Genomic DNA, 24,043 nt, shown 5'->3' on the forward strand with positions numbered 1-24,043 from the left:
GTCTAGCCGGGAAGGGTTCAGGCCTGAACCGAACTCTCTTCCTTGTGGGCGGTGTGCAGCACTTCGATCAGGCAATCTTCCAGTTCGAAGCGTTCACGCAGTTGGCTGCCCAGCTTTTCCAGCGCTTCGGCGAAACGCTCGGTGTCGTTGCAGTCACCCTTGTGACAATGATCATTGAACGACAGCGCCATCTCGGTGCTCACGTCGATACGCGGGTTGATCTGCTCCGCCAGTTCAAGGCCGCCATCGTCGCCAAAGGCCTTGGCCTCATTGACCAGATGCTCACTCACTTCGAAGTGCCAGGCAGAAACGTAATCGACAAGAATCTCGCAGAACCGACCGTTCAAGGACTTGTCGGCAAAAGCCGGTTTGGCATTTCGCAAGTCGTGGAACGACTTTATCAACTCTTCACGCTCTTGTAGCCAGCGGTCAATGAGCTTATGAACCCCACCCCAGCGTTCCTGAGCATTCTGACAACTATCTAACATGGCGATCTCTCTTCCCTAATGGGTCATGCCGTTCTACGCCTGACCAAGACTCGGCACATCCGGTCTGGGTCAGGCAGAACAGCAACGAGCAACATAATTCCAATGATACGTGCGGGCCAGATTATGCCCGCGCGCCTATGGCTTCAAGGTACGCAGGAGATAAAGTTCATACAAGTGTTTAATCGCCCGTCAATACCCGGTGCGACGACTCGCCGCTGAGCGGTCGCTGACAGGCGATCCAGACAAGGCGCAGCAATTGATACCCGCCCAGAATCATCATCGCAACGAAGAACAACAGGCTCCATTCCGGGATACTCAGGTCGAACAGCGTCCAGGAAATTTCCGCGCAGTCGTCGGTTCCCTTGAACAACCGTTGCAAGGCACACAACCAGGGCGTACTGGCAAACAGATCAGTCAGGTTGGGCGAGCATGCCGAGAGCTGATGCACCGGATCGCTCTGCAACACAACTTGCCGCCACGCCGTGACGGTACCCGCCACACTGCATAGCAGACCCAGTAACCAATACAGGAATGATCCGAAGCGACCAGGCCCCTGCACCGAAGCCGTCAGGCAGACACCCGTGAGCAGCGCCAGGCAAACCCGTTGCAACAGGCACAACCCGCAAGGCTTGAGGCCGACCGCATATTCCAGGTAATAGGAAACGCCCAAGGCCAGGGCACCTGCAATGAAAACCATGAAAAACAAGGAGCGTGAGCAGGCCAAAGACATGGCTTTTCCGTAACTGTAGAGACAAGCGGTTACGGTAGAGGAAAGCGCAGCAGCCTTTCAAGGCAGGCCAGCACGGACACTTCACCAGAAGTGTAGGGAATTCCCGACAGAGTCGAGAGGATAAGATGTAGTCCGCTGTAGGACTTTGCCAGACCAGGACCACAACTCAAAAACAGTGGCAGACTCGGAGCGGTTGGATTGCCCTGACGAACGACTCCCCCTGTAGCAGCTGGCGCAGCCGGCGTTCGGCTGCGCAGCAGTCGTAGTCGGTTTAACACGACTCACCTGATCCGACTGCGGCGCCTGATTTACGACTGCTGCGCAGCCGAACGCAGCCTTCGGCAGCGGCTACAGGCCGGCATCAAGCATGAGCCGGCACCGGCAGCGGAGCCGACAGCAAGCGCTCGTCCAGCAGGCCCAAGCCCTCCTGGAACAACTGATTACTGCGTTCAGTGTCACCCAATTGCGCCAGCAACCGCGCCAGTTCGGCGCAGGCTTCAGGATTACGCTGTACACGCAGACTGTTTTCCAGATAATCCCGGGCCTTGCCCCACAGACTGCTTTGCAGACACAAACGGCCCAACGTCAGCAACAGGCTCGGGTCGGCCGGATGATCCTTGAGCCAACCTTCAGCGGTGTGCAGCTGTCTGGCCGGATCGCTACCGCGAACCAGACCGTACAGGCGTGCCAGATGACTGTCGTATTTGCGCTTGAGAGCCGTACGCAGAACCTCTTCGGCCTCGACCTGCGCTCCCAGTTGCCGCAGTTGCTCGGCATAGGCGAGCACCAGTTGCGGTTCCTGCCGCTGAGCGGCGGTGAGCTGCTGCCAGGCACGAGCGAGCGATTGCAAACCGACCGTTCCGTCCTCTTCCCGGTGCGCCGCCAACGAAAGATTCTCACCCCAGGCGCGTTGCTCCAGTTCAGCCAGCTCGGCTGGCGGCAGCACCTTGTCCTTGCGCAACTCCGGCAGCAAGCGAATCACTGCCGACCAGTCGCCCCGCTGCTGATGCAGGCGTTGCAACTGGCGCAGGGTCTGGACGTTATGAGGATGACGCTCGTGCATGGCTTGCAGGGTGACCAGGGCGCCGTCGGTGTCGCCGCGGTCGGTCTGCAATTGGGCATGACTCAAGGCAATCGCCAGCTCGGCCTGGGGCTGTCGCTCCAAAGCGCGCTCCAGCAAGTTATCGCTTTCCTGGTAGAGACCTTGTTCGTTCGCGGCGCGGGCAGCACCCAGGTAGTAGAGCAGCGGCTGACGTTCGGCTTCTGCCGCGCGATACAGGTGACGCTGCGCACTGGCCCAGCGGCCCTCGGCCAAATCCAGCTGGCCGTGCTCGATCGCCACTTGCACCCGTCGACTGCGATTGCGCCGCGACCATGGGTTGACCACCCCACCGGAAGTTGTCACCAGTTCGACCAGCGCCTTGATGCCCCAGAACACCAGCCACAGCACGGCCACCAAGGCCAGGGTTGCCCACAGGCTCGATTCGTAACGGAAGCTCTTGTAGGCGATCAGCACGTAGCCGGAATGCTCGGCAATCGCCAGCCCCAACGCGGCGGCGGCAGCGATGACCACGAACACGATCACATAGAGACGCTTCATGGTGTGGCCTCCTGCGCAGTGCTCGCGGCAGGTTTGGCCAGAGGTTTCACTGAGTCCTCGGCGTTGACGTTGCGTCGCTCAAGATAAGCCTGGACGGCGCTCAACGTGCCTGTCAGATCCGGCGTGACCACCGTGACTGGCTGTTTGCTCAACTCGGCCACCTGCTCCAGCATGATCTTGCTCTGAGGGTTGTCCGGATTGAAGTTACCCTTGAGCACGTCCCGCGCCTCGGTCAGCGCCTGAGTGTAAACCGCAGCCTGACCGTTGAGCGCGGCCCACTGCGCCTGTTCCAGCGCCAGGCTCAGGGCCAGACGCACCTGGCTCAGGCTCTGCCCTGCCAGCAATGGACGGACATTCTTGTCGGCGTTGAAATCGATTCGGATGTAACGCGAGATCTGATCCCACCATTGCGCCCAGCGACTGGCGCCGTCGCCATCGGCCGTCAGGCCCAGCAGGGATTCGCCACGGTCCTTGTACTCGGGCGCCAGTTCGGTGAGGCTGATCACTTGATCGCGCAAGGCACCCAGTCGCAGGAACAACCCGGTGCGATCCGGCTGTTCGGTACTGCGCAGGGCCACCAGGGTTTTGGCCACTTGCTCGCGAGCGGCAAAAGCCCCCGGGTCATTCTGTTCACGGAGTATCTCATCAGCCCCCTGCACCAGGGCCTGGGCACTGCTGATGTCCTGCAACGCCGACAGACGCAGGCTGGCCAGTCGCAGCAAATGCTCAGCCTCGGCCAGACGCCAATCCTTGCGGCTGGCACCGAGGACGGTTTCCAGGCGTTGATTCAAACGCTGTTGATCGCCCTGAAGTTGAGTGACCAAGCGACTGCGCGCATCGAGCTCTTCGGCGGCAGGCATTTGTTCGAGGCGAGCGGTCAGACGCTGCTCGTTGAGCTTCAGGCTCTGCGCCTGATCGTTCAACGCCTGTACCTGACTCAACTGTTGCAGGTTATCGGCTTGCAGGTGACGCACCTGCCAGACTCCCCAACCGCCCACGGCAACACCGGCAGCGCCCAACAGCAGCGCGACGATTGCCAGCCCATTGCCTCGGCGCGGCTCAGTAGCAGGTGGCCCGGTTACAACCGGTGCTTCTACCGGCGCATCGAGCACCGGCTGGACGTCATCTTTAGGCAAGGCTGTTTTGCTCACGTATCCATCCTTTGCATTAGAAAACGGGTACGGGGTGCTCCCGTAACGCCGTCAGCAAGGCCGCGGCACTGGCGCCACGACAATCCACAACTGTTTGGGCCCCGGCGGCGCGTGCCAGCTCGGCGACCCTGGGGCTTGGAACAAACAACGGCAACCGCGCCATGATCGGCCAGGCATCGCCAGCCAATCGGTGCAGGTGCTCAAAACCCTGTCCACTGCTGACCACCAGCCCGTTCAAGCGTTCCGCCTCGATCCGCTCAGGCAACGCTGCCGGTGGGTACTGCGGTAAGCCGCGTCGGTACAACTCCAGATACTCGACACTAGCACCAAGCTCGCGCAAACGCTCAGCCAGCAACTCGCGCCCACCCTCCCCACGCACGATCAACACCCGAGGATCGGGACGGGCGATAGCCTCGCGCAATCGTGGAAGTTCAAGCAAGGCTTCGCTGTCATCACCGTCGGCCGGGAAACTCACATCCAGCCCGTTAGCCTCGAGGATCTGCGCCGTTGCCGCGCCGACGCTGAACCACGTCAGAACCGGCGGTTGCGGCCAATGCTGGTGGAGCAGCTCGACAGCGATTCTGGCGGCCGGCTTACTGACCACGATCACCGCGCAATAGTGATCCAGGTCCTGAATCACTGCGCACATTGTGGCAGAGGCCGGCATCGGCTCGATGTCCAAAAGCGGCAAGCTGCTACTGAAAACCCCCGCGTCAGCCAACACGCAGGCAAGCGCCGCCGATTCATCCGCAGGGCGCGTCAGCAGCAGGCGCCAGCCAGTCACTCGTGCCCAGCCTCGCCGTAGACTGCTTTGAGAATGGCGTCGGCGCCCTGACTCAGCAGGTCTTCGGCCACTTGCACGCCCAGGGCCTCGGCCTTGCTGCGTGGCGCTCGGGCCTCGGCGCAGAGCAGCAGGCCGCCGTTCGGATCGCCCACCAAGCCACGCAACCAGACCTGCTCGCCTTCAAGCACGGCGTAGCAGGCGATCGGCACCTGGCAGCCGCCATTCAGATGTTTGTTGAGGGCACGTTCAGCGGTCACGCGGATGGCCGTATCCTGATGATGCAGCGGTGCGAGCAGTGCATGAATCTCAGTGTCGGCGCTACGGCACTCGATACCGACCGCGCCCTGGCCTCCGGCCGGCAGGCTGTCATCGACACTGATGGCCGAGGTTATGCGGTGTTCGAAGCCCAGACGAATCAAACCCGCCGCGGCGAGGATGATGGCGTCGTATTCGCCGGCATCGAGCTTGGCCAGGCGCGTGTTGACGTTGCCACGCAGGAAGCGGATTTCCAGATCCGGGCGACGGGTCAGCAACTGAGCCTGGCGGCGCAGGCTGGAGGTGCCGACGATGCTGCCTGGTGGCAACTCATCCAGGCTGGCGAAGGTATTGGAGACAAATGCATCGCGCGGGTCTTCGCGCTCGCAGATGCAGAACAGACCGAGGCCTTCGGGGAAGTCCATCGGCACGTCCTTCATGGAGTGCACGGCGATGTCAGCTTCGTTTTCCAGCAGCGCGGTTTCCAGCTCCTTGACGAACAGGCCCTTGCCGCCGATTTTCGACAGGGGCGAATCGAGCAGCTTGTCGCCGCGACTGACCATGGGCACCAGTGTCACGAGCAGGCCCGGATGGGCCTGTTCCAGACGAGCCTTGACGTATTCGGCCTGCCACAGGGCGAGAGCACTTTTGCGGGTGGCGATGCGGATTTCGCGAGAGGACATGGATCAATCCGTACTGAATAGATACGGCAGATAATAACAGCTCAGCCAAATCCACTTTGACTTGTATCAGAAACTGCATGGCCTCCCTGGCCCTCAAGGTCCGAAAACAGGGTAGAAATCCGCCCTGAATGGCGGATTAAAGCTGCTGCATCATTTTGCGCACGCCGGCCACATGGCGTCGGCTGACGATCAGGGCGTCGCCGTTCAGGCCTTTGAGAAACAGCTGGAAATGCCCCAGGGGGGTGCGTTGCAGCCGTTCAATGCGTTCGCGGGCGACCAGTGCATTGCGGTGGATCCGCACGAAACGGTCGCCAAATTCGTCTTCGAGGGCCTTGAGTGGCTCATCCAGCAGCACCTCGCCACCTTCATGGCGCAAGGTCACGTACTTGTGGTCGGCAATAAAGTAGACCACCTGGCCCAACGGGATCAGTTCAATACCTTTACGGGTGCGGGCGCTGATATGGCTGCGTGGGCCGCTGCCGGTTTCGGCGGCGGGACGAGTCAAGGCGGCGAGCTGGATGCGATTGGGGCGTTCGGCTTTTTTCAATGCTTCATGTAACTGTTCTGTGCGCACTGGCTTCACCAGATAGCCCACGGCGCTGGCCTGTAGGGCTTCCAAGGCAAATTCATCGGGCCCTGTGCAAAACACCACGGCGGGCGGGGTTTCGCGTTCGCACAATCGTGCCGCCACTTGCAGGCCATCGAGGCCCGGCATGCGAATATCGAGTAGTACGATATCCGGCTTGTGGCTGTCGATCAGTGCCAACGCCTCTTCGCCATTCGTGGCGCTGGGCTCCAGGACGTTGTATCCCTCGAGTTCGCCGACCATTCGGCTCAGGCGCTCGCGGGCCAGGGGTTCGTCATCAACGATCAGGACATTCATATTGCGCTGGATTCCTGCGTGAGTCTCGCACAAAGATAGCGTAGACAGGTGAAGTGACGTCCGTCACCGCGATCCACGCTAAGACTAGCGCGAGGGCCAAAAAGTGCCGCAAGACCGGCGGCTAAATTTTCATCTGCCGGGTGACTGACGGCCCAGGCCCGCGTTGGCGAGGCATCGCCATAAGGTTTGCTGATACACAATATGAACACCCCTCTTCTCTCTATAGTCAGCTGCAGCATCGAGAAGTGCGCTGATCCTACTGTCCAACTGTAGACGGTTGCCGCGACGATATTGCTCAAATGAGAAATATCGTTGCGCAATTTGCGCATCGCTGGCTTCGAGTATGGATCGCCCCATGAGAAAAAAACGTATCGACCAGTGTCAGCGACAGGATTGGCAACCCTGTTATTATCCGCGTCAGCGTTCCACGCCATCTTTCTTCAAGCCGATACGAGCGAATTCATGAGCACTGACAAGACCAATCAGTCCTGGGGCGGCCGCTTCAGTGAACCCGTCGACGCCTTCGTTGCCCGCTTCACCGCCTCCGTCACCTTCGACCAGCGCCTGTATCGCCACGACATCATGGGCTCGATCGCCCACGCCACGATGCTGGCCAAGGTCGGCGTGCTGACCGATGCCGAGCGCGACAGCATCATCGATGGCCTGAAGACCATTCAGGGTGAAATCGAGGCCGGCCAGTTCGACTGGCGCATCGACCTCGAAGACGTGCACATGAACATCGAGGCGCGCCTGACCGACCGCATCGGCGTGACCGGTAAAAAGCTGCACACCGGCCGTAGCCGCAACGACCAGGTCGCCACCGACATTCGTCTGTGGCTGCGTGACGAGATCGACCTGATCCTGGCTGAGATCACCCGCCTGCAAAAAGGCTTGCTGGAGCAGGCCGAGCGCGAAGCCGGCAGCATCATGCCAGGCTTCACCCACCTGCAAACCGCGCAGCCGGTGACTTTCGGGCACCACATGCTGGCCTGGTTCGAAATGCTCAGCCGCGACTACGAGCGCCTGGTGGACTGCCGCAAGCGTACCAACCGCATGCCGCTGGGCAGTGCTGCACTGGCTGGTACCACTTACCCGATCGACCGCGAGTACACCGCTCAGTTGCTGGGCTTTGACGCTGTTGGCGGCAACTCCCTGGACAACGTGTCCGATCGCGACTTCGCCATCGAGTTCTGCTCGGCCGCGAGCATCGCGATGATGCACTTGTCGCGGTTCTCCGAAGAGCTCGTGCTGTGGACCAGTGCGCAGTTCCAGTTCATCGATCTGCCGGACCGTTTCTGCACCGGTAGCTCGATCATGCCGCAAAAGAAAAACCCGGACGTGCCGGAGCTGGTTCGCGGCAAGACTGGCCGGGTGTTCGGCGCGCTGATGGGCCTGCTGACCCTGATGAAAGGCCAGCCGTTGGCCTACAACAAGGACAACCAGGAAGACAAGGAACCGCTGTTCGACGCCGCCGACACCCTGCGCGACTCGCTGCGAGCCTTCGCAGACATGATCCCGGCGATCAAGCCCAAGCACGCGATGATGCGCGAAGCGGCCCTGCGCGGTTTCTCGACCGCCACCGACCTGGCCGACTACCTGGTACGCCGCGGCTTGCCGTTCCGTGATTGCCACGAGATCGTTGGCCACGCGGTGAAGTACGGCGTAGACAGCGGCAAGGACCTGGCGGAAATGAGCCTGGAAGAACTGCGCAAGTTCAGCGACCAGATCGAGCAGGACGTGTTTGCCGTGCTGACCCTGGAAGGTTCGGTGAATGCCCGTGACCATATCGGCGGAACCGCGCCGGCACAGGTCAAGGCTGCCGTGGCTCGCGGTCAGGCATTGCTCGCCAGCCGTTAAAAGCTTCGCGGGCAAGTCGGATCGCCGCACCGCTCGCGCCTACAGGGGACCGTACCCCTCAGGCGCGAGACTTGCCCGCGAAGGCATTCTCAAGATCGTTACACAATCTATTTCTTCGACGCGATCATCTCCAGAAACGCGGGCATTGCTGCGCCCTTTTCTGCCGCAATTCGCTGCACGTTCGGATTCTGCCCCAGACGCTCCAGCAGCGCCCTGGCCGCCGGCATCTCAGCCAGCAGATCAATATCGAACAGCTTCTGCGCCACGGCACAAGCCATCGGCACGCTGTACAGGAAATACAAATCCGCAATGCTGAGACGGTCGCCCGCCACGTAAGGGGCGAACTTGCCGTGCCTGCCCAGTGAGGCGAACCCCAGCAGCAACTCGGCCTTGGTCTTGTCCTTGATCGCTTCCGGCACTGACATGCCGAAAAACGCTTCGGGGTAGCAGGCTCGCGCTGGCAGTTCGATGTACAACTCGATTTCCTTGGCCAAAGCCAGCGCCTGCGCTCGCTCGAAGGGCTCGCTCGGCAGCAGCGGTGTGCCTTTCTGGCTCTGCTCGAGGTACTCGAGAATCACGCTGGTTTCGTTGACGAAACCTTGCTCGACGCCCAGTACCGGAACCTTGCCGCGCGGGCTGATGGCCAGCGCCTCGGGGCTGGAGCCTGGGTAAAACGGCACCTCTTCAAACGGCAGTCCCTTCTCCAGCAACGCCAGCTTGACCATGTTGTAGTAGTTGCTGACGCAAAATCCATAAAGCTTGAGCATTACATAGCCTCCAGGCCGTGCAGGGGGTTGGCAGCGCCAGTTATAGAACGCCCAGGCACTTCTTGCCAGCAGCATCACAATGCTGAATGCAGGTAAACTGGCCGCCTTTCCTTGAGGAGCCTGCCATGAGCGAGCCAAACGACATCGACAACGACGAAGAAGAATTCGCCGAAACGACGCTGATCGAAGCAATCGAAAACCAGATCGAAAGCGACAACCCGCCAGCGGCCAAGGCAACCTTCAACAAGCTGACCCTGGTGGGTTACGAGCGTGAAGAAATCCTCAACCTGATGGCCCATGTGCTGGCCTACGAGATCGACGCCATGCTCGATGAGGACCGTGCATTCGACACCGAATGGTATGAAACGGCGCTGCGCGCACTGCCAGAGTTGCCGCCGGAAAAGCAATAACCCCGCCCTCCCCCTGTAGGAGCGCGCTCGCTCCTACAGAAACCACCCCCGCTGTCCGTACCACCTTCCGAGGAATGCCTCTGGGGGAGAAAAACCCTGTTGCCAGCACTGGACATGCCTCACCGACGGGTTCACCTTAGGGACGCTATCGTCTAATTCCTAGAAAGTCTGGAGTCCTTATGTCGCTTACCCCTGAGTTGGTTGCCGAACTGGAAATCCTCGCACTCTTCAACCTGGACAGTTCCCAGGAAGGTTTGAAAATTCATCAGACCGCTGCCCCGAAAGCCATTGCCGCCGCACAAAGACTGTTCGACAAAGAATTGATCACCCAGCCCGATGGCGGTTATCTGACCAGCCTGGGGCGTGACGCCGCACAAAACGTGCAAACCGTTCTCACCATTCTGTCCGTGCGGGAAACAGCCTGAGCATCACTGCGTAGCCCACGGAAAGCTCTGTCACGGGATTTCCGCGGGCACACTTGATGACTGGCCCTGTTACCTGCCGTCGCCAAACGATAGAAATCTGACGCCAGGAAAACAAAATCAGCTTAAAAGTCCCGGGGCCGAGGCGCTAAACTGCCCCTCACCCTGAGCCCTCCTGCGTCCGAGCCCCGCGAGCCGGATTGAGCTGACATGACCCGCACCCATGAAATCCGCCCCGATCTGGACGAGGGAATCGATCGCAAGGTTCTCAGCCAGCTGCGCGCCCGTTTCCTGAAGCTCAACGAGGGTCGCATGGCCCGTGCGATGGAAGGGTTGTCGACCCGCCAGCAAACGGTGCTGACCCTGCTGCCGCTGTTTTTCCACGTCAATCATCCGCTATTGCCGGGTTACGTTTCGGGTAGCACCCCGGCCGGCCTGTCGAATTACGAACCCGATACCAACACCCTCGCCGAAGCCCAACGCCTGACCCGCTCGTTTTCCTACAAACCGCGCCACGGCAGCAATCCGCCGCGCCCCATTCACGGCCTGTTCCTGATGGGCAGCCTCGGCACTCTGGCCCAGGCCGATCAGAGCGACATGGACGTGTGGGTCTGTCATGGGCCGGACCTGAGCGAAAGCGAGCTCGCTGAACTGCGCAAGAAATGCCAGTTGCTGGAAGTCTGGGCCGCCAGCCAGGGCGCCGAGGCGCACTTTTTCCTGATCGACCCGGCCCGCTTCGTGCTCGGCGAGCGCGATACGCAGTTGAGCTCGGAAGACTGTGGCACCACCCAGCACTATCTGCTGCTGGACGAGTTCTATCGAACCGCGATCTGGCTGGCCGGACGCACCCCCATCTGGTGGCTGGTGCCGGTTTACGAAGAGGCCGCGTACAACCGTTACACCCACACGCTGCTTTCCAAGCGTTTCATCCGTGCCGACGAAACCCTGGACCTGGGGCATCTGGCGTACATCCCTCCCGGGGAGTTCATCGGGGCCGGGCTCTGGCAGCTGTTCAAAGGCATCGAATCGCCCTACAAATCAGTGCTCAAACTGCTGCTGACCGAGGTCTACGCCAGTGAACACCCGAAAGTCCACTGCCTGAGCCTGCGTTTCAAACAGGCGGTGTTTGCCAATCGACTGGACCTCGATGAACTGGACCCGTACATGGTGGTTTACCGGCGCATCGAGGAATACCTCACGGCTCGGGGCGAACCGGAGCGGCTCGAACTGGTACGTCGTGCGCTGTACCTGAAGGTCAATCGCAAGCTCACCGGCAGCAACGGTCGCACCCAGAGCTGGCAGCGTTCGCTGCTCGAACGTCTGGCCCACGAATGGCATTGGGATCAGCGTCAGTTGGCGTTGCTCGACAGCCGCAGCCAGTGGAAAGTCCGCCAGGTCAGCGCCGAGCGCCGTGCCTTGGTCGGCGAACTGAATTACAGCTACCGCTTCCTGACACAGTTTGCCCGTAACGAGCAGACCGTCAGCCTGATCAACAAGCGCGACCTCAATGTGCTGGGCCGGCGGTTGTACGCGGCCTTCGAGCGCAAGGCCGACAAGGTCGAATGCATCAACCCGGGCATCGCCCCCGATCTGGCCGAAGACACCCTGACGCTGGTGCAAGCCCCGAACAAGAGAGAGCCGGGGCAAACCCAATGGGGTTTGTACAACGGCAGCCTGACCGCTCACGAGTGGGAGCATTTTGCGCCGATCAAGCGCAGCCGCCAGTTACTCGAGCTGCTCACCTGGTGCCACCGTAACGGCGTGATCGACAGCAGCACCCGCCTGGCCCTGCACCCCGGCACCAGCGACTTGAGCGAATTCGAACTGTTCAACCTGCTCGGCAGCCTGCAACAAAGCATCGCCCTGCCTCTGACTACCGTCGCCGAAGAGCCTTTGCTGCGCGCCAGCGTGCCGAGCGAAATACTGATTCTGGTGAACGTCGGCGTTGATCCGCTCAAGCACCATCGCGACATGAACATCTTGATGACCACCGAGCGCACCGACTCCCTGAGCTACGCCGGCGTGCGGGAAAATCTGGTGCTGACCCTGGATCAGGTCACGCTAAACAGCTGGAACGAGGTGCTGGTCAGCCGCTTTGACGGCCCCCACGCCCTGCTCGACTGCCTGCGCGATTACCTCAACAACCTGCCGGACGGGCCACAGCAGCCCAAGCTGCGGGTCCGTTGCTTCTGCCACAACCGCGCGCAATTCATTGCCCGACGGGTCGAAGAAGTTCTCGACACCGCGCAAAACCTGCTGCTGAGCAAACTCAATCATCGTTACCTGATTCAGGTCCAGCAGCATTACCACGTGCTGGAGCTGGTGCCCGGCCAGGTCAATCACGTTGCGCTCGCCACGCTGCCGGCACTGTTTGACTACCTCGGCGAAGAGCTGGCGAGCTACAGCCCGCTGCATCTGGACCCGATGGCGCTGGAAGACCACGATCTGGCGCTGATCCTGCCCATGGGGCAACCCGACTGCGTTCAGGTGTTCTACCGGATCAACGAACACCTGGCCGATCTGTACGTGCTGGATGAATTCAATGCCCTGTGGCAGCAGCGTTTGCCTTACCACGACGAACAAAGCCTGCTGGTGCCGCTGCAACGCTTCCTGCAATCGATCCAGTACCGGCGCGACGCCTTGCTACCGATGGACGCCGCCCAGCCGCTGAGCCTGGAGACTTTGTATTACCAGTTATTGCCTTCAGGCACCGCACGGGCGCGTCGAGTCGAAGCCCGGCCAGCGCCGCAAACCCCGGTCAACAAACCGTTCTACGACGTGCAGGCGATCGTCGGCAAAGCCGCACCGGGGCAGGTGCAGGTCACGTTGTATTGCAATCAGCGGGAATTTTCGGAGCTGGAATATGGCGACCAACTGTTCAGCGTGGTTGCCCGGGAAATCGTCGAGCAGCGCCGCGAGACCGAACGCTATCGCTGCTACATCACCGACCTGGACCTCTCGGGCCTGCTCGGTGATGGTCAGAGTTCAAGCAATTTGTATTTGCGCTACAAGGCCGACCTGGAGCGCGCATTGAACGAGGCGCTCGAGCAGGTCTGAGGGGTTCATTCCGGGAACGCGCCGCCATTGGCAGGCTGCGATTCAACTTCCAGCAGGGTCAGTTTGAGGGTCTTGCCACCCGGTGCCGGCCAGTCGATGTGCTGGCCAACCTTCAGGCCGAGCAACGCACTGCCCACCGGCGCCAGAATGGAAATCCTGCCTTCGTCGGCGTTGGCATCCTTGGGGTAGACCAGGGTCAGGTGGTAGTCCTTGCCACTGCTTTCTTCGCGGCAATGCACTTTAGAATTCATGGTCACGACATCGGCCGGCACCTCTTCGTGACCGACCAGGGTATCGGCGCGATCCAGTTCGGTTTGCAGCGCGATAACGCCCGGCAGCGAGTCATCCAGGCTGTCGATCAGGCGCTCCAGACGTTGCACGTCCAGACGGGTAAGGGTGATGGAAGGTGCGGTCATGATCAGGGCAGACTCCTTTCTTCTGCACGAAAAAAGCAAAACCCCGCCAGAAAAAGGCGGGGTTTTCACGAGCCTCGATGGGTTGAGGCGTATCTGGACACTATCACAGCTCAATAAATAAACAAGCCGGGGGCGACCACGGCCCAGCGCTGACCATTGTGGCGAGGGAGATTGCTCCCGCTGGGGCGCGGAGCGGCCCTAAAAACCTTGCGGCTGCTTCGCACCCGAGCGGGAGCAAGCTCCCTCGCCACAAAAGCCCTTAAGCCAAGATCTTGCGTTGTACAGCCTGCGCACAAATCACCCGCCGCCGCTCATCATCGGCCGAGCGCCATTCGCGGATATCTTCGACATGCCGAAAACACCCCAGGCAAACCTTCTGCTCATCCAGCCGGCACACACCGCTGCACGGCGAAGGCACTGCCGGGCTGACGTTGCTATAGAGCGGTTTGGGCGGGCGAACGGGCGCAGGCTGGGTCACGATCTCACAGACCTTCGAAATCGAGTTCGACGTCGGCTTGCTGCTTGACGATGCGCTCGAGCATCTCACCCAGTTGCTCGTCGCTCTTGTCACACATCCAGCGCTTGCTCTCTTCGTCATAGTCGAAGTGGAAACCGCCGGACACCGCCGCCAACCACAATTGCCGCAACGGCTCCTGGCGACTGAAGATCAACTGGCTGCCGTTTTCAAACTTGACGGTGAGCACACCGGCCGAGCTCTCCAGATCGATATCCAGGTCACTCTCATCGAAAATATCCTCCAGCGTCTGCTGGGTGGCATCGACCAGGTCGTGAAAACGGGCTTCAGTCAAACTCATTACGGGAACCTCAAAAAGTGTCTACTCACGCTCAAGCGCCGCAAGATACGGGCGAGCCCCGATGATTGCAAAGAATAACCACCAAGGACGAGGTGCGGTACGAAATATCCCTGCGCAACGCAGGACAAGTTACTGCGCCACAGTCAAAGGCCCGCCGGACGGGAGCCGCGTCACATAGGCAAGCTGCCGGGTGGCCGGTATACTCCGGCGCAATTAACGCATTTTCAAGGATTTCGCCATGAAGCGCCTGATCTCTTCCCTTGCTGCGCTCGTCGCGGTTGCCTGCCTGGTATCGGCCTGTGGTCAAAAAGGCCCGCTGTACCTGCCCGATGACAGCCAGGATCCTGCAGAGCAGGCCAAGTCGTCGCAACAGTCTCCGTCGAAAGCACACAAACACGACGTCTACCAATAAGGGAACGCCATGGACGCTTTTAACTACCGTGACGGTGAGCTGTTCGCGGAAGGTGTTGCCCTGTCCGCCATCGCCGAACGCTTTGGTACACCGACCTACGTCTACTCCCGTGCCCACATCGAAGCCCAGTACCTGGCTTACGCCGATGCGCTGGCCGGCACATCTCACCTGGTCTGCTTTGCGGTCAAGGCCAACTCCAACCTGGGTGTACTGAATGTCCTGGCCCGTTTGGGCGCCGGTTTCGACATCGTTTCCCGTGGCGAGCTGGAGCGTGTACTGGCCGCTGGCGGCAGCCCCGAAAAGATCGTGTTCTCCGGTGTCGGCAAGACCCGTGACGACATGCGTCGCGCCCTGGAAGTCGGCGTGCACTGCTTCAACGTCGAATCCACCGACGAGCTCGAGCGTCTGCAAGTAGTCGCCGCCGAGCTGGGCGTTCGCGCGCCGATCTCGCTGCGCGTCAACCCGGACGTCGATGCCGGCACGCACCCGTACATTTCCACCGGTCTCAAAGAAAACAAGTTCGGCATCGCCATCGCCGACGCCGAAGACGTGTACGTCCGCGCCGCGCAACTGCCTAACCTGGAAGTGGTCGGCGTCGATTGCCACATCGGCTCGCAACTGACCACCCTGCCGCCCTTCATCGATGCCCTCGACCGCCTGCTGGGCCTGGTCGACCGCCTCGGCGATTGCGGCATCTACCTGCGCCACATCGATCTGGGTGGCGGTCTGGGCGTGCGTTATCGCGATGAAGAGCCGCCATTGGCCGCCGACTACATCAAGGCCGTGCGCGAACGTCTCGACGGTCGTGACCTGGCGCTGGTGTTCGAGCCAGGCCGCTTCATCGTTGCCAACGCCGGCGTGCTGCTGACCCAGGTCGAGTACCTCAAGCACACCGAACACAAAGACTTCGCCATCGTCGATGCGGCCATGAACGACCTGATCCGCCCGGCGCTGTACCAGGCCTGGATGGACGTTACCGCCGTGCGCCCTCGCGATACCGCCGCGCGTGCCTACGACATCGTCGGCCCGATCTGCGAAACCGGCGACTTCCTGGCCAAGGATCGTCAACTGGCGCTGGAAGAAGGCGACCTGCTGGCCGTGCATTCGGCCGGTGCCTACGGGTTTGTCATGAGTTCCAACTACAACACTCGCGGCCGCGCCGCTGAAGTGTTGGTGGACGGTGATCAGGCAATTGAAGTGCGTCGCCGCGAGACGGTAGCCGAGTTGTTTGCTGGCGAAAGCCTGCTGCCGGAGTAACCCCATGCTGCTGCGTTTTACCAAGATGCACGGCCTGGGCAATGACTTCATGGTTCTCGACCTGGTCAGCCAGCACGCGCACATTCTGCCCAAGCATGCCAAGCAATGGGGCGATCGGCACACCGGCATCGGGTTCGACCAGTTGCTGATCGTCGAGGCGCCCAGCAACCCGGACGTGGATTTCCGCTATCGGATCTTCAACGCCGACGGCTCCGAAGTGGAACAGTGCGGTAACGGCGCTCGATGCTTCGCCCGCTTCGTGCTCGACAAGCGCCTGACCGCCAAGCGGCAGATTCGCGTCGAGACCAAAAGCGGCATCATCGAACTGGACATCCGCAACGATGGCCAGATCAGCGTCAACATGGGCGCCCCGCGCCTGGTGCCGGCCGAGATTCCGTTCGAAGCCCCAAGCCAGGCCCTGAGCTATCAGGTCGACGTCGACGGCACCATGGTCGAACTGGCTGCGGTGTCCATGGGCAACCCCCATGCCGTGTTGCGGGTCAACGACATCAACAAAGCACCGGTGCATGAACTGGGGCCGAAAATCGAACATCACCCGCGCTTTCCGGCACGGGTCAATGTCGGTTTTCTCCAGGTCATCGACCGGAACCGCGCGCAGTTGCGCGTCTGGGAACGCGGGGCCGGGGAAACCCAGGCCTGCGGAACCGGCGCTTGTGCTGCCGCGGTGGCCGCGATCAGCCAGGGGTGGATGGATTCGCCGCTATTGATCGACCTGCCCGGCGGGCGCCTGTCCATTGAATGGGCAGGCCCTGGCCAACCGGTCATGATGACCGGCCCGGCAGTACGCGTATACGAAGGACAAGTGCGTCTTTGAGTGAGCGAAATCCATGACCGACAAGCCCCAGGTTCCCGCCCTACAGCCCGACGAATCCCCTTCCGAAAGCCTTGAGGCGGCGGCGATTGCCGCGTACCTGGAGGCTCATCCGGATTTCTTCATCGAGCATGAAGAACTGCTCCCGGCCCTGCGCATTCCGCACCAGCGCGGCGACACCATTTCGCTGGTCGAACGCCAGATGACAATTCTGCGCGATCGCAACATCGAGTTGCGTCATCGTCTCTCGCACTTGATGGACGTGGCCCGCGACAACGATCGCCTGTTCGACAAGACCCGCCGTCTGATTCTCACGTTGATGGACGCGACCAGCCTGGATGACGTGGTGATCGGCGTCGAAGACAGCCTGCGCCAGGACTTTCAGGTGCCCTTCGTCAGCCTGATCCTGCTGGGCGACAACCCGATGCCGGTAGGCCGCTGGGTCACCCACGCCGACGCACAAACGGCCATCGGCGGCCTGCTCTCGGAAGACAAGAGCGTCTGCGGCAGCCTGCGTGAGCATGAACTGGACTTCCTGTTCGGCGAAGAACAGCGCAAGCAGATCGGCTCCACCGCCGTCGTCGCCATCAGCCACCAGGGCATCCACGGTGTTCTGGCCATCGCCAGCCGCGATCCGCAGCACTACAAGAGTTCGGTGGGCACATTGTTCCTCAGCTACATCGCCGAAGTCATGGGTCGCGTACTGCCACGGGTCAACAACTCCCTGCGCTCGGTACGCTGATCGTGGAACGGCAACTGGACGCTTACTGCGAACACCTGCGCAGTGAGCGGCAAGTGTCGCCGCATACGCTGTACGCCTACCGCCGCGACCTCGATAAAGTGCTTGGCTGGTGCGTCAAACAGAACATCGGCAGCTGGGCCGCACTGGATATCCAGCGGCTGCGCAGCCTGATCGCCCGTCTGCATGCACAAGGCCAATCGTCCCGCAGCCTGGCACGGCTACTGTCGGCGGTGCGCGGGCTCTATCATTATCTGAACCGCGAAGGCCTGTGCGACCACGATCCGGCCAACGGCCTGGCACCGCCCAAAGGCGAGCGTCGTCTGCCGAAAACCCTCGACACCGACCGTGCGCTGCAACTGCTGGAAGGCGCGGTGGAGGATGATTTTCTGGCCCGTCGGGATCAGGCGATTCTGGAGTTGTTCTACTCCTCCGGCTTGCGGCTTTCGGAGCTGACCGGGCTCAACCTCGATCAGCTGGACCTGGCTGACGGCATGGTCCAGGTCCTCGGTAAAGGCAGCAAGACCCGGCTGTTGCCGGTGGGTAAAAAGGCTCGCGAAGCACTGGAACTGTGGCTGCCGTTGCGGGCCATGACCAACCCGGCGGACGACGCAGTGTTTGTCAGCCAGCAAGGTCGGCGCCTCGGTCCTCGGGCGATTCAGGTGCGGGTCAAGGCCGCCGGCGAGCGCGAGCTGGGGCAGAACCTGCACCCGCACATGTTGCGACACTCTTTCGCCAGCCATTTGCTGGAGTCCTCTCAGGACTTGCGCGCCGTGCAAGAGCTACTCGGCCACTCAGACATCAAGACCACCCAAATCTACACCCATCTGGACTTCCAGCACCTGGCGACGGTCTACGACAGCGCCCATCCACGGGCCAAACGCATTAAAGGCGATGATTCATGACCATCCAACTGATCACCTTCGACCTCGACGACACCCTGTGGGACACCGCCCCGGTAATCGCCAGCGCCGAAGCCATATTGCGTGAATGGCTGACCGAGCATGCGCCGAACCTGGGCGCGGTGCCGGTGGAGCATTTGTGGTCGATTCGCGAGCGGGTGTTGAGCAACGAGCCGAACCTCAAGCACCGAATCAGTGCGCTGCGTCGGCGGGTGCTTTTTCATGCTCTGGAAGAGGCTGGTTACGACCATGGTCAAGCCTCAGACCTGGCTGATCAAAGTTTTGAAGTGTTTCTGCATGCCCGGCATCAATTGGAAGTTTTCCCCGAAGTCGAGCCGACGCTGGAGACACTCGCCAAGCACTACGCCCTCGGTGTAGTGACCAACGGCAACGCCGATGTGCGCCGACTGGGCCTGGCGGATTACTTCAGGTTTGCCCTGTGCGCCGAAGACATCGGCATCGCCAAACCGGATGCGCGACTGTTTCATGAAGCGTTGCAACGGGGCGGCGCGACCGCCGAAACCGCGGTGCATATCGGCGATCATCCTGGCGATGACATTGCCGGAGCACAGCAGGCGGGGTTGCGAGCGATCTGGTTTAACCCGGCGGGCAAAGTGTGGGAAGCCGAGAAGGCGCCGGATGCCGAGATTCGCAGTTTGACCGAGTTGCCTGCACTGCTCGCCCGCTGGAACTCAGTCGATATTTGAGGTGCTGCGATCTTTTGATTTTCACCCATGAAAAAGCCCGCAGCGACGGCGGGCTTTTTTCAGCAAGCAGGAAGCAGGCGCTTAGATAGGCCGGCTGCCGTACTTGTTATCAGGCTTCTTGGGAGGATCGGCGACCACATTGGCCTCCACTTCCTGCACCTTGCCGCCCCGTGCCAGAAACTCTTCCATGGCCTTGGCCAGGGCATCGCGTTCCTTGTTCTTGGCTTCAACGCTCGGCAGCTCATCGACCGATACCGCTGCCTTGGCTTTGCCTTTGGCAGTCGGAACGGGCACATCACCGCCGTCGTCTTCAGCGACGTCTTCAGCCGCCGCTTCCAGGCCTTCTTCGGTTTCGTCGTCGTCGCCTACTTCGAGGTCGTCGTTTTCCAGATCATCGTCGCTCATGTTCTACCTCATGACTTGCGAAAAGCAGATTAGTTATAGCCCAGCTTTGCCTTCTGTCGAAGGCCGCCGGAAAAAATTCAACCACCGCTGGTGACCAGCGGTTTATTCCCCTTCACCGTGCACGGTGGCGAGGACTTTACGGGCACCGCCATGATCACGGTGCTCGCCCAGATAAACGCCTTGCCAGGTTCCCAACGCCAGTCGGCCTGCCGAGATCGGCAAACTGAGCTGACAGCCAAGTACGCTGGCCTTGAAGTGCGCCGGGAGGTCGTCCTGGCCTTCGTCGTTATGCTCATAGTCGTCCGTTCCTTGTGGGATCAGACGATTGAAAAATCGTTCGAAGTCGCGACGTACCGCCGGATCGGCGTTCTCGTTGATGGTCAACGACGCCGAGGTATGCTGTAGCCACAAATGCAACAGACCGACCCGACACGCCTTGAGTTCAGGCAAGCCGGCGAGTAACTCGTCCGTTACCAGATGAAAGCCCCGGGGCCGTGCCCGCAAGGTAATCAGAGTCTGTAGCCACATACAGTTCTCCGCACGTTCGGGGCGCATTCTAGCGCGCTCTGGGAAAAAACAAAGGCCCTAATATTCCTTCAATCGTGTAAGCCATTGGCCGCAGAAAAACACCCGTTGTAAACGCCCCTGAACGTGTATGAAAAAACCTTTCAGCCTTTCCTTCACTGACAAAATCAAGACAAAAAAATACCCGGCAAGCCGGGCATTTTTTATAGGCGTGCTTACAAGTTGTAGCCGCGTTCGTTGTGCAGCGCCAGATCGATGCCGACTGCTTCTTCTTCCTCGGTGATGCGCAGACCCATGACAGCGTCCAGCACCTTGAGGATGATGAAGGTGACGATCGCGGTGTAGATCACCGTGAAGCCCACGCCTTTGCACTGAATCCAGACTTGAGCCGCGATGTCGGTGACGGTGCCGAAACCACCCAGGGACGGTGCAGCGAACACACCCGTCAAGATCGCGCCGAGGATACCGCCGATACCGTGCACGCCAAAAGCGTCGAGGGAGTCGTCGTAACCCATTTTGCGTTTCAGAGTCGTGGCGCAGAAGAAGCACACCACGCCCGCTGCCAGACCGATGATCATCGAGCCCATCGGGCCAACGGTACCCGCCGCCGGAGTGATCGCAACCAGACCGGCCACCACGCCCGAAGCGATACCCAGTGCGCTCGGTTTACCGTGGGTCAGCCACTCGGCAAACATCCAGCCCAAGGCTGCGGCGGCGGTAGCGATCTGAGTCACCAGCATGGCCATACCGGCAGTGCCGTTGGCTGCGGCAGCGGAACCGGCGTTGAAACCGAACCAGCCAACCCAGAGCATCGCGGCACCCATCAGGGTATAGCCGAGGTTGTGCGGAGCCATCGGGGTGGTTGGGAAGCCTTTACGCTTGCCCAGTACCAGACAGGCGATCAGCCCGGCCACACCGGCGTTGATGTGCACCACGGTGCCGCCTGCGAAGTCGAGCACGCCCCAGTCGCCCAACAGCGAACCCGGACCGCTCCAGACCATGTGCGCAATCGGCGCGTAAACCAGGGTGAACCAGATCCCCATGAACACCAGCATTGCGGAGAACTTCATCCGCTCGGCGAAAGCACCGACGATCAGCGCGGGGGTGATGATGGCGAAGGTCATCTGATAGGTGACAAACACCGCCTCGGGAAACAGCGCCGCGGGGCCGGTAATACTGGCAGGCGTGATGCCGGCGAGGAATGCCTTGGCGAAGCTGCCGACAAACGAATTGAGGTTGACGACGTTAGCTTCCATACCCGTTGTGTCAAACGCCATGCTGTAGCCGTAAAGGAACCACAGGATGGTGACCAGGCCGGTAATGGCGAAGCATTGCATCATCAACGAAAGAACGTTTTTGGAACGAACCATGCCGCCGTAGAACAGCGCGAGGCCGGGGATGGTCATGAACAGCACAAGGGCTGTCGAGGTCATCATCCAGGCGGTATCGCCGGAATTGAGGACTGGAGGCGCCACCGGATCTGCCGCCATGGCCAGGCCAGGCATTACGATGGACAACAGGGCTCCTAGCCCTGCGAATTTACGCAGAGTCATTTTGTTTTCTCCTGGGGCGTTGGGTTTGTGGCGGCTTAGATTGCGTCGGTATCGGTTTCGCCGGTACGGATGCGAATCGCCTGTTCCAGATTGACCACGAAGATCTTGCCGTCACCGATCTTGCCGGTGTTGGCGGCCTTGGTTATCGCCTCGATAACCCGGTCCAGATCCTTGTCGTCAATGGCGACATCGATCTTCACCTTAGGCAGAAAATCGACCACGTACTCCGCGCCGCGATACAGCTCGGTGTGACCCTTCTGCCGACCGAAGCCTTTGACCTCAGTAACGGTAATGCCCTGCACGCCGATCTCGGACAGCGACTCGCGCACGTCGTCCAGTTTGAACGGCTTGATGATGGCAGTGACTAGCTTCATGAAAACTCTCTCCCGAATTGGTGGACTTGCCCCAGGAAAACAAACCCGACTCAAGTCTAAGCGCAGTGCCTGGCTTTGTAACGCATCGTCGGCCTTACCTGCCCATCCGACGCCAGCTAACCACTCCGCACGAAACTTCCCCCGTTCCGCTTGGCGCACTGCATTCGTCACAGCGACTGCATCAGTGCATGGGTCACCAGCGACTAAGCAGAAAGCTTGCCATCTATCCAAAACCCATTGATTTCAAGCCCTTGGCCGCTAACGCAGACCTCTCCAGCCGATTGACGCAACGGTTACGCACAACAACAGTGCGCGGCCGCCCACTCGTATGCGCGAAAAGCGTGCATCCCAGCCTTCGAGATTGACTATAGACACTGCGTGATACACTGCCCGCCATTGTTGACAGGACATTTCCCATGCTCGCGCCCAAAGACTTCCTCGACGCCCTGAGCGGCACCGCCTCCCGCCTCTTCAGCGGCGACACCCCACTGCCGAAAAGCGAAATCGAAAGCCAGTTCAAGGCTTTGTTGCAGAGCGGCTTCAGCAAGCTGGACTTGGTGAGCCGTGAAGAATTCGACAGCCAGATGGTTGTGCTGGCGCGGACCCGCGCCCGGTTGGAGAGCTTGGAGGCGAAAGTGGCGGAGCTGGAAGCGAAGCTCAATCCACCTGCCGAGTAACGCACTGACTCTTCTGTGAAATGCATTCCCTGTGGGAGCGGGCTTGCTCGCGAATGAGGGCGCCTCGGTCTACCAGCCCTCCCATACTGGACAGACCACCTTTGTAGGAGCTGTCGAAGGCTGCGATCTTTTGATCCTTAGCCTCGCAAACATCCCGCCAACGTCCTACAAAGAACACCACCGCCGTCCGATTGCGTCGTAAGGCCTCCAGTTTCTATGCTCATCCCCAGCTGAATGTTCAGCTCTGGGTTTGGCGACCCGGAAGACCCCGACGCACCGCGACCACATTCGACCGAGGAATTTGTTCCCATCTCGAATTATGGCGGCTATGCGTGGGAGACCTTCGGGTCTGCCGGTTTTCGGGCGTCACCGGTTCGCCAACCCGCGCATGGCTGCCACCTTTTTCGTTTGGCGACGATCAGAGGCAGTTTTCTTCATTTGATCCCGAGAACTGCACCATGGACGAAAACTATCTAATCCCCCACATCTTCACCCGCCACAAACTCCACCTCCACGCCCTCCTCCTCGAAAACCAAGCCTGGTTCAGCGCCCGCGACCTCGGCCGATTGCTCCGCCTCTTCCTCGACGAACGAGCGCTACGCAAACTCGATCCCGACCAACACCAGAATCTGCAAATGCTCATCCACGGCACTGTAGAAAACACACTGCTGATCAGCGAATCCGGCGTCTACGCATTACTGGTCTACCACTACTGCCCCGAATACCGAGGCCTGCGCGAATGGCTGACCCACGACGTGGTCCCAGCCCTCAGAGACGCCCAACATCCCACCTCAATCGAACGCCCGATTCTGAGCCTGCTCAATTGGCCGCAGATGTCGTTGAGTTTGCTGCACTGGAATAACCAGCCGTGGATTCGGTTGCAGGATGTTCCGCAACTGCTGCCGAATGAGGAGCGACCGCGAAGTATGGTCAATGCTCCGTGGTGGAAGCGTGCGTCACGAATACTCCAGGCATTCTGAACGACAAAAAACCCCACGTTTATCGCGTGGGGTTCGTTCAGGAACAGAGGTTCAGGCGCAGTGCGGGAGCCGCTCAACCTGATCCCGGATCGCAGCCCCTCGTTCGATCTCGGCTTTTCGCAAATCGTATGTCGATTGCAGGTTCAGCCAAAACTCGGGAGTCGTGTCCAGGCAGATAGATAGCCTTAGAGCCATATCGGCACTGACACCTCGACGCTGAAGTACGATGTCGTTCACCGTAGGCGTCGAAACGCTCAACGCTCTGGCCAAGGCTGCAGCCGTAAGGCTCAGAGGCTCCAGGTATTCCTCTTTGAGGATCTCGCCAGGGTGAACCGGGCGCATACCATTCTTAGTCATTACTC

General features: G+C 60.4%; 28 protein-coding genes. 12 read left to right on the forward strand and 16 right to left on the reverse strand.

Features of this window, described 5'->3' with window-relative positions:
• Nucleotides 1-17 precede the first annotated feature (17 nt).
• The 7 genes from PGR6_RS27615 to PGR6_RS27645 form a co-directional block, all read right to left on the reverse strand.
• The gene (locus tag PGR6_RS27615) at nucleotides 18-488 is read right to left on the reverse strand and encodes an Rsd/AlgQ family anti-sigma factor (protein ID WP_064621058.1); all 471 of its coding nucleotides are present in this window, start codon (nucleotides 486-488) and stop codon (nucleotides 18-20) included.
• Nucleotides 489-666: 178 nt separating this feature from the next.
• Nucleotides 667-1,218, reverse strand: coding sequence for a disulfide bond formation protein B (locus PGR6_RS27620; protein WP_064621059.1), 552 nt, complete (start codon nucleotides 1,216-1,218; stop codon nucleotides 667-669).
• 361 nt (nucleotides 1,219-1,579) lie between these two features.
• Nucleotides 1,580-2,818, reverse strand: a complete 1,239-nt coding sequence (locus tag PGR6_RS27625; protein ID WP_018927545.1) for a heme biosynthesis protein HemY — start codon at nucleotides 2,816-2,818, stop codon at nucleotides 1,580-1,582.
• Nucleotides 2,815-3,969 (reverse strand): uroporphyrinogen-III C-methyltransferase, encoded by a 1,155-nt coding sequence (locus PGR6_RS27630; protein WP_064621060.1) that lies wholly within the window; start codon nucleotides 3,967-3,969, stop codon nucleotides 2,815-2,817. The genes PGR6_RS27625 and PGR6_RS27630 overlap by 4 nt, the downstream gene beginning before the upstream one ends.
• Nucleotides 3,970-3,985: 16 nt before the next feature.
• The gene (locus PGR6_RS27635; RefSeq protein WP_064621061.1) at nucleotides 3,986-4,753 is read right to left on the reverse strand and encodes a uroporphyrinogen-III synthase; all 768 of its coding nucleotides are present in this window, start codon (nucleotides 4,751-4,753) and stop codon (nucleotides 3,986-3,988) included.
• Nucleotides 4,750-5,691, reverse strand: a complete 942-nt coding sequence (hemC, locus tag PGR6_RS27640) for a hydroxymethylbilane synthase (protein WP_064621062.1) — start codon at nucleotides 5,689-5,691, stop codon at nucleotides 4,750-4,752. Before hemC ends, PGR6_RS27635 begins: the two co-directional genes overlap by 4 nt.
• 136 nt (nucleotides 5,692-5,827) lie before the next feature.
• Complete coding sequence (locus tag PGR6_RS27645) at nucleotides 5,828-6,574, reverse strand: LytR/AlgR family response regulator transcription factor (RefSeq protein ID WP_064621063.1); 747 nt, start codon at nucleotides 6,572-6,574, stop codon at nucleotides 5,828-5,830.
• Nucleotides 6,575-7,036: 462 nt separating this feature from the next.
• Between PGR6_RS27645 and argH the strand changes: the two genes are divergently transcribed.
• Entirely contained in the window at nucleotides 7,037-8,431 is a 1,395-nt protein-coding gene (gene argH / locus PGR6_RS27650; RefSeq protein ID WP_019580504.1) for an argininosuccinate lyase, read from the forward strand.
• A gap of 107 nt (nucleotides 8,432-8,538) precedes the next feature.
• Here argH and PGR6_RS27655 read toward each other — a convergent pair whose 3' ends face one another.
• Nucleotides 8,539-9,198 carry a glutathione S-transferase family protein gene (locus tag PGR6_RS27655; protein ID WP_064621064.1) on the reverse strand — a complete coding sequence of 220 codons (660 nt, stop codon included), beginning with the start codon at nucleotides 9,196-9,198 and terminating at the stop codon, nucleotides 8,539-8,541.
• Between the two features lie 125 nt (nucleotides 9,199-9,323).
• Here PGR6_RS27655 and PGR6_RS27660 point away from each other — a divergent pair, with 125 nt between their 5' ends.
• From PGR6_RS27660 to PGR6_RS27670, 3 genes are all read left to right on the forward strand, one after another.
• Nucleotides 9,324-9,608, forward strand: coding sequence for a hypothetical protein (locus tag PGR6_RS27660; protein WP_018927538.1), 285 nt, complete (start codon nucleotides 9,324-9,326; stop codon nucleotides 9,606-9,608).
• 179 nt (nucleotides 9,609-9,787) lie between these two features.
• Entirely contained in the window at nucleotides 9,788-10,033 is a 246-nt protein-coding gene (locus tag PGR6_RS27665) for a TIGR02647 family protein (protein WP_007894898.1), read from the forward strand.
• 207 nt (nucleotides 10,034-10,240) lie between these two features.
• On the forward strand, nucleotides 10,241-13,087 hold the full coding sequence (locus PGR6_RS27670; RefSeq protein WP_064621065.1) for a class I adenylate cyclase: 2,847 nt from the start codon (nucleotides 10,241-10,243) through the stop codon (nucleotides 13,085-13,087).
• 5 nt (nucleotides 13,088-13,092) lie between these two features.
• Here PGR6_RS27670 and rnk read toward each other — a convergent pair whose 3' ends face one another.
• From rnk to cyaY, 3 genes are all read right to left on the reverse strand, one after another.
• Nucleotides 13,093-13,503, reverse strand: a complete 411-nt coding sequence (rnk, locus tag PGR6_RS27675) for a nucleoside diphosphate kinase regulator (protein WP_007941285.1) — start codon at nucleotides 13,501-13,503, stop codon at nucleotides 13,093-13,095.
• A 259-nt stretch (nucleotides 13,504-13,762) separates the two neighbouring features.
• Nucleotides 13,763-13,981 carry a DUF1289 domain-containing protein gene (locus PGR6_RS29780; RefSeq protein WP_081625749.1) on the reverse strand — a complete coding sequence of 73 codons (219 nt, stop codon included), beginning with the start codon at nucleotides 13,979-13,981 and terminating at the stop codon, nucleotides 13,763-13,765.
• A gap of 4 nt (nucleotides 13,982-13,985) precedes the next feature.
• Nucleotides 13,986-14,318: an iron donor protein CyaY gene (gene cyaY / locus PGR6_RS27680; RefSeq protein ID WP_018927535.1), complete on the reverse strand. Its 333-nt coding sequence runs from the start codon at nucleotides 14,316-14,318 to the stop codon at nucleotides 13,986-13,988.
• 238 nt (nucleotides 14,319-14,556) lie between these two features.
• On the opposite strand from cyaY, the gene lptM reads away from it, so the two are divergent.
• Genes lptM through PGR6_RS27705 form a run of 6 tightly spaced genes read left to right on the forward strand, consistent with a single transcriptional unit; the run spans nucleotide 14,557 to nucleotide 19,167 of the window.
• Nucleotides 14,557-14,730: an LPS translocon maturation chaperone LptM gene (gene lptM, locus PGR6_RS29790; protein WP_007941283.1), complete on the forward strand. Its 174-nt coding sequence runs from the start codon at nucleotides 14,557-14,559 to the stop codon at nucleotides 14,728-14,730.
• Nucleotides 14,731-14,739: 9 nt separating this feature from the next.
• A complete protein-coding gene (gene lysA, locus PGR6_RS27685; RefSeq protein ID WP_018927534.1) occupies nucleotides 14,740-15,987 on the forward strand; it encodes a diaminopimelate decarboxylase in 1,248 nt (415 codons plus the stop codon).
• Between the two features lie 4 nt (nucleotides 15,988-15,991).
• Complete coding sequence (gene dapF, locus PGR6_RS27690) at nucleotides 15,992-16,822, forward strand: diaminopimelate epimerase (RefSeq protein ID WP_018927533.1); 831 nt, start codon at nucleotides 15,992-15,994, stop codon at nucleotides 16,820-16,822.
• A 13-nt stretch (nucleotides 16,823-16,835) separates the two neighbouring features.
• On the forward strand, nucleotides 16,836-17,561 hold the full coding sequence (locus tag PGR6_RS27695) for a DUF484 family protein (RefSeq protein WP_064621066.1): 726 nt from the start codon (nucleotides 16,836-16,838) through the stop codon (nucleotides 17,559-17,561).
• A gap of 2 nt (nucleotides 17,562-17,563) precedes the next feature.
• Nucleotides 17,564-18,463 carry a tyrosine recombinase XerC gene (gene xerC / locus PGR6_RS27700; protein WP_018927532.1) on the forward strand — a complete coding sequence of 300 codons (900 nt, stop codon included), beginning with the start codon at nucleotides 17,564-17,566 and terminating at the stop codon, nucleotides 18,461-18,463.
• Nucleotides 18,460-19,167, forward strand: coding sequence for an HAD family hydrolase (locus tag PGR6_RS27705; RefSeq protein ID WP_019650117.1), 708 nt, complete (start codon nucleotides 18,460-18,462; stop codon nucleotides 19,165-19,167). Before xerC ends, PGR6_RS27705 begins: the two co-directional genes overlap by 4 nt.
• Nucleotides 19,168-19,248: 81 nt before the next feature.
• Here the strand turns inward: PGR6_RS27705 and sutA are convergent, their stop codons facing one another.
• From sutA to glnK, 4 genes are all read right to left on the reverse strand, one after another.
• On the reverse strand, nucleotides 19,249-19,572 hold the full coding sequence (sutA, locus tag PGR6_RS27710) for a transcriptional regulator SutA (protein ID WP_018927530.1): 324 nt from the start codon (nucleotides 19,570-19,572) through the stop codon (nucleotides 19,249-19,251).
• A 102-nt stretch (nucleotides 19,573-19,674) separates the two neighbouring features.
• Complete coding sequence (locus tag PGR6_RS27715) at nucleotides 19,675-20,100, reverse strand: secondary thiamine-phosphate synthase enzyme YjbQ (RefSeq protein ID WP_064621067.1); 426 nt, start codon at nucleotides 20,098-20,100, stop codon at nucleotides 19,675-19,677.
• A gap of 212 nt (nucleotides 20,101-20,312) precedes the next feature.
• Complete coding sequence (locus tag PGR6_RS27720) at nucleotides 20,313-21,650, reverse strand: ammonium transporter (RefSeq protein ID WP_018927528.1); 1,338 nt, start codon at nucleotides 21,648-21,650, stop codon at nucleotides 20,313-20,315.
• A 35-nt stretch (nucleotides 21,651-21,685) separates the two neighbouring features.
• Nucleotides 21,686-22,024, reverse strand: coding sequence for a P-II family nitrogen regulator (glnK, locus tag PGR6_RS27725; protein ID WP_002555808.1), 339 nt, complete (start codon nucleotides 22,022-22,024; stop codon nucleotides 21,686-21,688).
• A gap of 416 nt (nucleotides 22,025-22,440) precedes the next feature.
• Here glnK and PGR6_RS27730 point away from each other — a divergent pair, with 416 nt between their 5' ends.
• Both PGR6_RS27730 and PGR6_RS27735 read left to right on the forward strand, forming a co-directional pair.
• Complete coding sequence (locus PGR6_RS27730; RefSeq protein ID WP_008076132.1) at nucleotides 22,441-22,701, forward strand: accessory factor UbiK family protein; 261 nt, start codon at nucleotides 22,441-22,443, stop codon at nucleotides 22,699-22,701.
• 458 nt (nucleotides 22,702-23,159) lie between these two features.
• A complete protein-coding gene (locus tag PGR6_RS27735; RefSeq protein WP_064621068.1) occupies nucleotides 23,160-23,681 on the forward strand; it encodes a BRO-N domain-containing protein in 522 nt (173 codons plus the stop codon).
• A 51-nt stretch (nucleotides 23,682-23,732) separates the two neighbouring features.
• Here PGR6_RS27735 and PGR6_RS27740 read toward each other — a convergent pair whose 3' ends face one another.
• Nucleotides 23,733-24,038 carry a HigA family addiction module antitoxin gene (locus tag PGR6_RS27740; protein WP_030129123.1) on the reverse strand — a complete coding sequence of 102 codons (306 nt, stop codon included), beginning with the start codon at nucleotides 24,036-24,038 and terminating at the stop codon, nucleotides 23,733-23,735.
• Between the last annotated feature and the right edge of the window lie 5 nt (nucleotides 24,039-24,043).

This window comes from Pseudomonas sp. GR 6-02, from assembly GCF_001655615.1.
Lineage (GTDB): Bacteria > Pseudomonadota > Gammaproteobacteria > Pseudomonadales > Pseudomonadaceae > Aquipseudomonas.

Coding starts and splice junctions, on each gene's coding strand:
- lysA (WP_018927534.1), top strand. CDS start 14,740: ATGGACGCTTTTAACTACCGTGACGGTGAGCTGTTCGCGGAAGGTGTT.
- PGR6_RS27665 (WP_007894898.1), top strand. CDS start 9,788: ATGTCGCTTACCCCTGAGTTGGTTGCCGAACTGGAAATCCTCGCACTC.
- PGR6_RS27615 (WP_064621058.1), bottom strand. CDS start 488: ATGTTAGATAGTTGTCAGAATGCTCAGGAACGCTGGGGTGGGGTTCAT.
- PGR6_RS27625 (WP_018927545.1), bottom strand. CDS start 2,818: ATGAAGCGTCTCTATGTGATCGTGTTCGTGGTCATCGCTGCCGCCGCC.
- PGR6_RS27730 (WP_008076132.1), top strand. CDS start 22,441: ATGCTCGCGCCCAAAGACTTCCTCGACGCCCTGAGCGGCACCGCCTCC.
- dapF (WP_018927533.1), top strand. CDS start 15,992: ATGCTGCTGCGTTTTACCAAGATGCACGGCCTGGGCAATGACTTCATG.
- PGR6_RS27655 (WP_064621064.1), bottom strand. CDS start 9,198: ATGCTCAAGCTTTATGGATTTTGCGTCAGCAACTACTACAACATGGTC.
- PGR6_RS27705 (WP_019650117.1), top strand. CDS start 18,460: ATGACCATCCAACTGATCACCTTCGACCTCGACGACACCCTGTGGGAC.
- cyaY (WP_018927535.1), bottom strand. CDS start 14,318: ATGAGTTTGACTGAAGCCCGTTTTCACGACCTGGTCGATGCCACCCAG.
- PGR6_RS27720 (WP_018927528.1), bottom strand. CDS start 21,650: ATGACTCTGCGTAAATTCGCAGGGCTAGGAGCCCTGTTGTCCATCGTA.
- PGR6_RS27660 (WP_018927538.1), top strand. CDS start 9,324: ATGAGCGAGCCAAACGACATCGACAACGACGAAGAAGAATTCGCCGAA.
- PGR6_RS27620 (WP_064621059.1), bottom strand. CDS start 1,218: ATGTCTTTGGCCTGCTCACGCTCCTTGTTTTTCATGGTTTTCATTGCA.
- rnk (WP_007941285.1), bottom strand. CDS start 13,503: ATGACCGCACCTTCCATCACCCTTACCCGTCTGGACGTGCAACGTCTG.
- PGR6_RS27735 (WP_064621068.1), top strand. CDS start 23,160: ATGGACGAAAACTATCTAATCCCCCACATCTTCACCCGCCACAAACTC.
- PGR6_RS27695 (WP_064621066.1), top strand. CDS start 16,836: ATGACCGACAAGCCCCAGGTTCCCGCCCTACAGCCCGACGAATCCCCT.
- hemC (WP_064621062.1), bottom strand. CDS start 5,691: ATGTCCTCTCGCGAAATCCGCATCGCCACCCGCAAAAGTGCTCTCGCC.
- sutA (WP_018927530.1), bottom strand. CDS start 19,572: ATGAGCGACGATGATCTGGAAAACGACGACCTCGAAGTAGGCGACGAC.
- lptM (WP_007941283.1), top strand. CDS start 14,557: ATGAAGCGCCTGATCTCTTCCCTTGCTGCGCTCGTCGCGGTTGCCTGC.
- glnK (WP_002555808.1), bottom strand. CDS start 22,024: ATGAAGCTAGTCACTGCCATCATCAAGCCGTTCAAACTGGACGACGTG.
- argH (WP_019580504.1), top strand. CDS start 7,037: ATGAGCACTGACAAGACCAATCAGTCCTGGGGCGGCCGCTTCAGTGAA.
- PGR6_RS27645 (WP_064621063.1), bottom strand. CDS start 6,574: ATGAATGTCCTGATCGTTGATGACGAACCCCTGGCCCGCGAGCGCCTG.
- PGR6_RS27670 (WP_064621065.1), top strand. CDS start 10,241: ATGACCCGCACCCATGAAATCCGCCCCGATCTGGACGAGGGAATCGAT.
- PGR6_RS27740 (WP_030129123.1), bottom strand. CDS start 24,038: ATGACTAAGAATGGTATGCGCCCGGTTCACCCTGGCGAGATCCTCAAA.
- PGR6_RS27715 (WP_064621067.1), bottom strand. CDS start 20,100: ATGTGGCTACAGACTCTGATTACCTTGCGGGCACGGCCCCGGGGCTTT.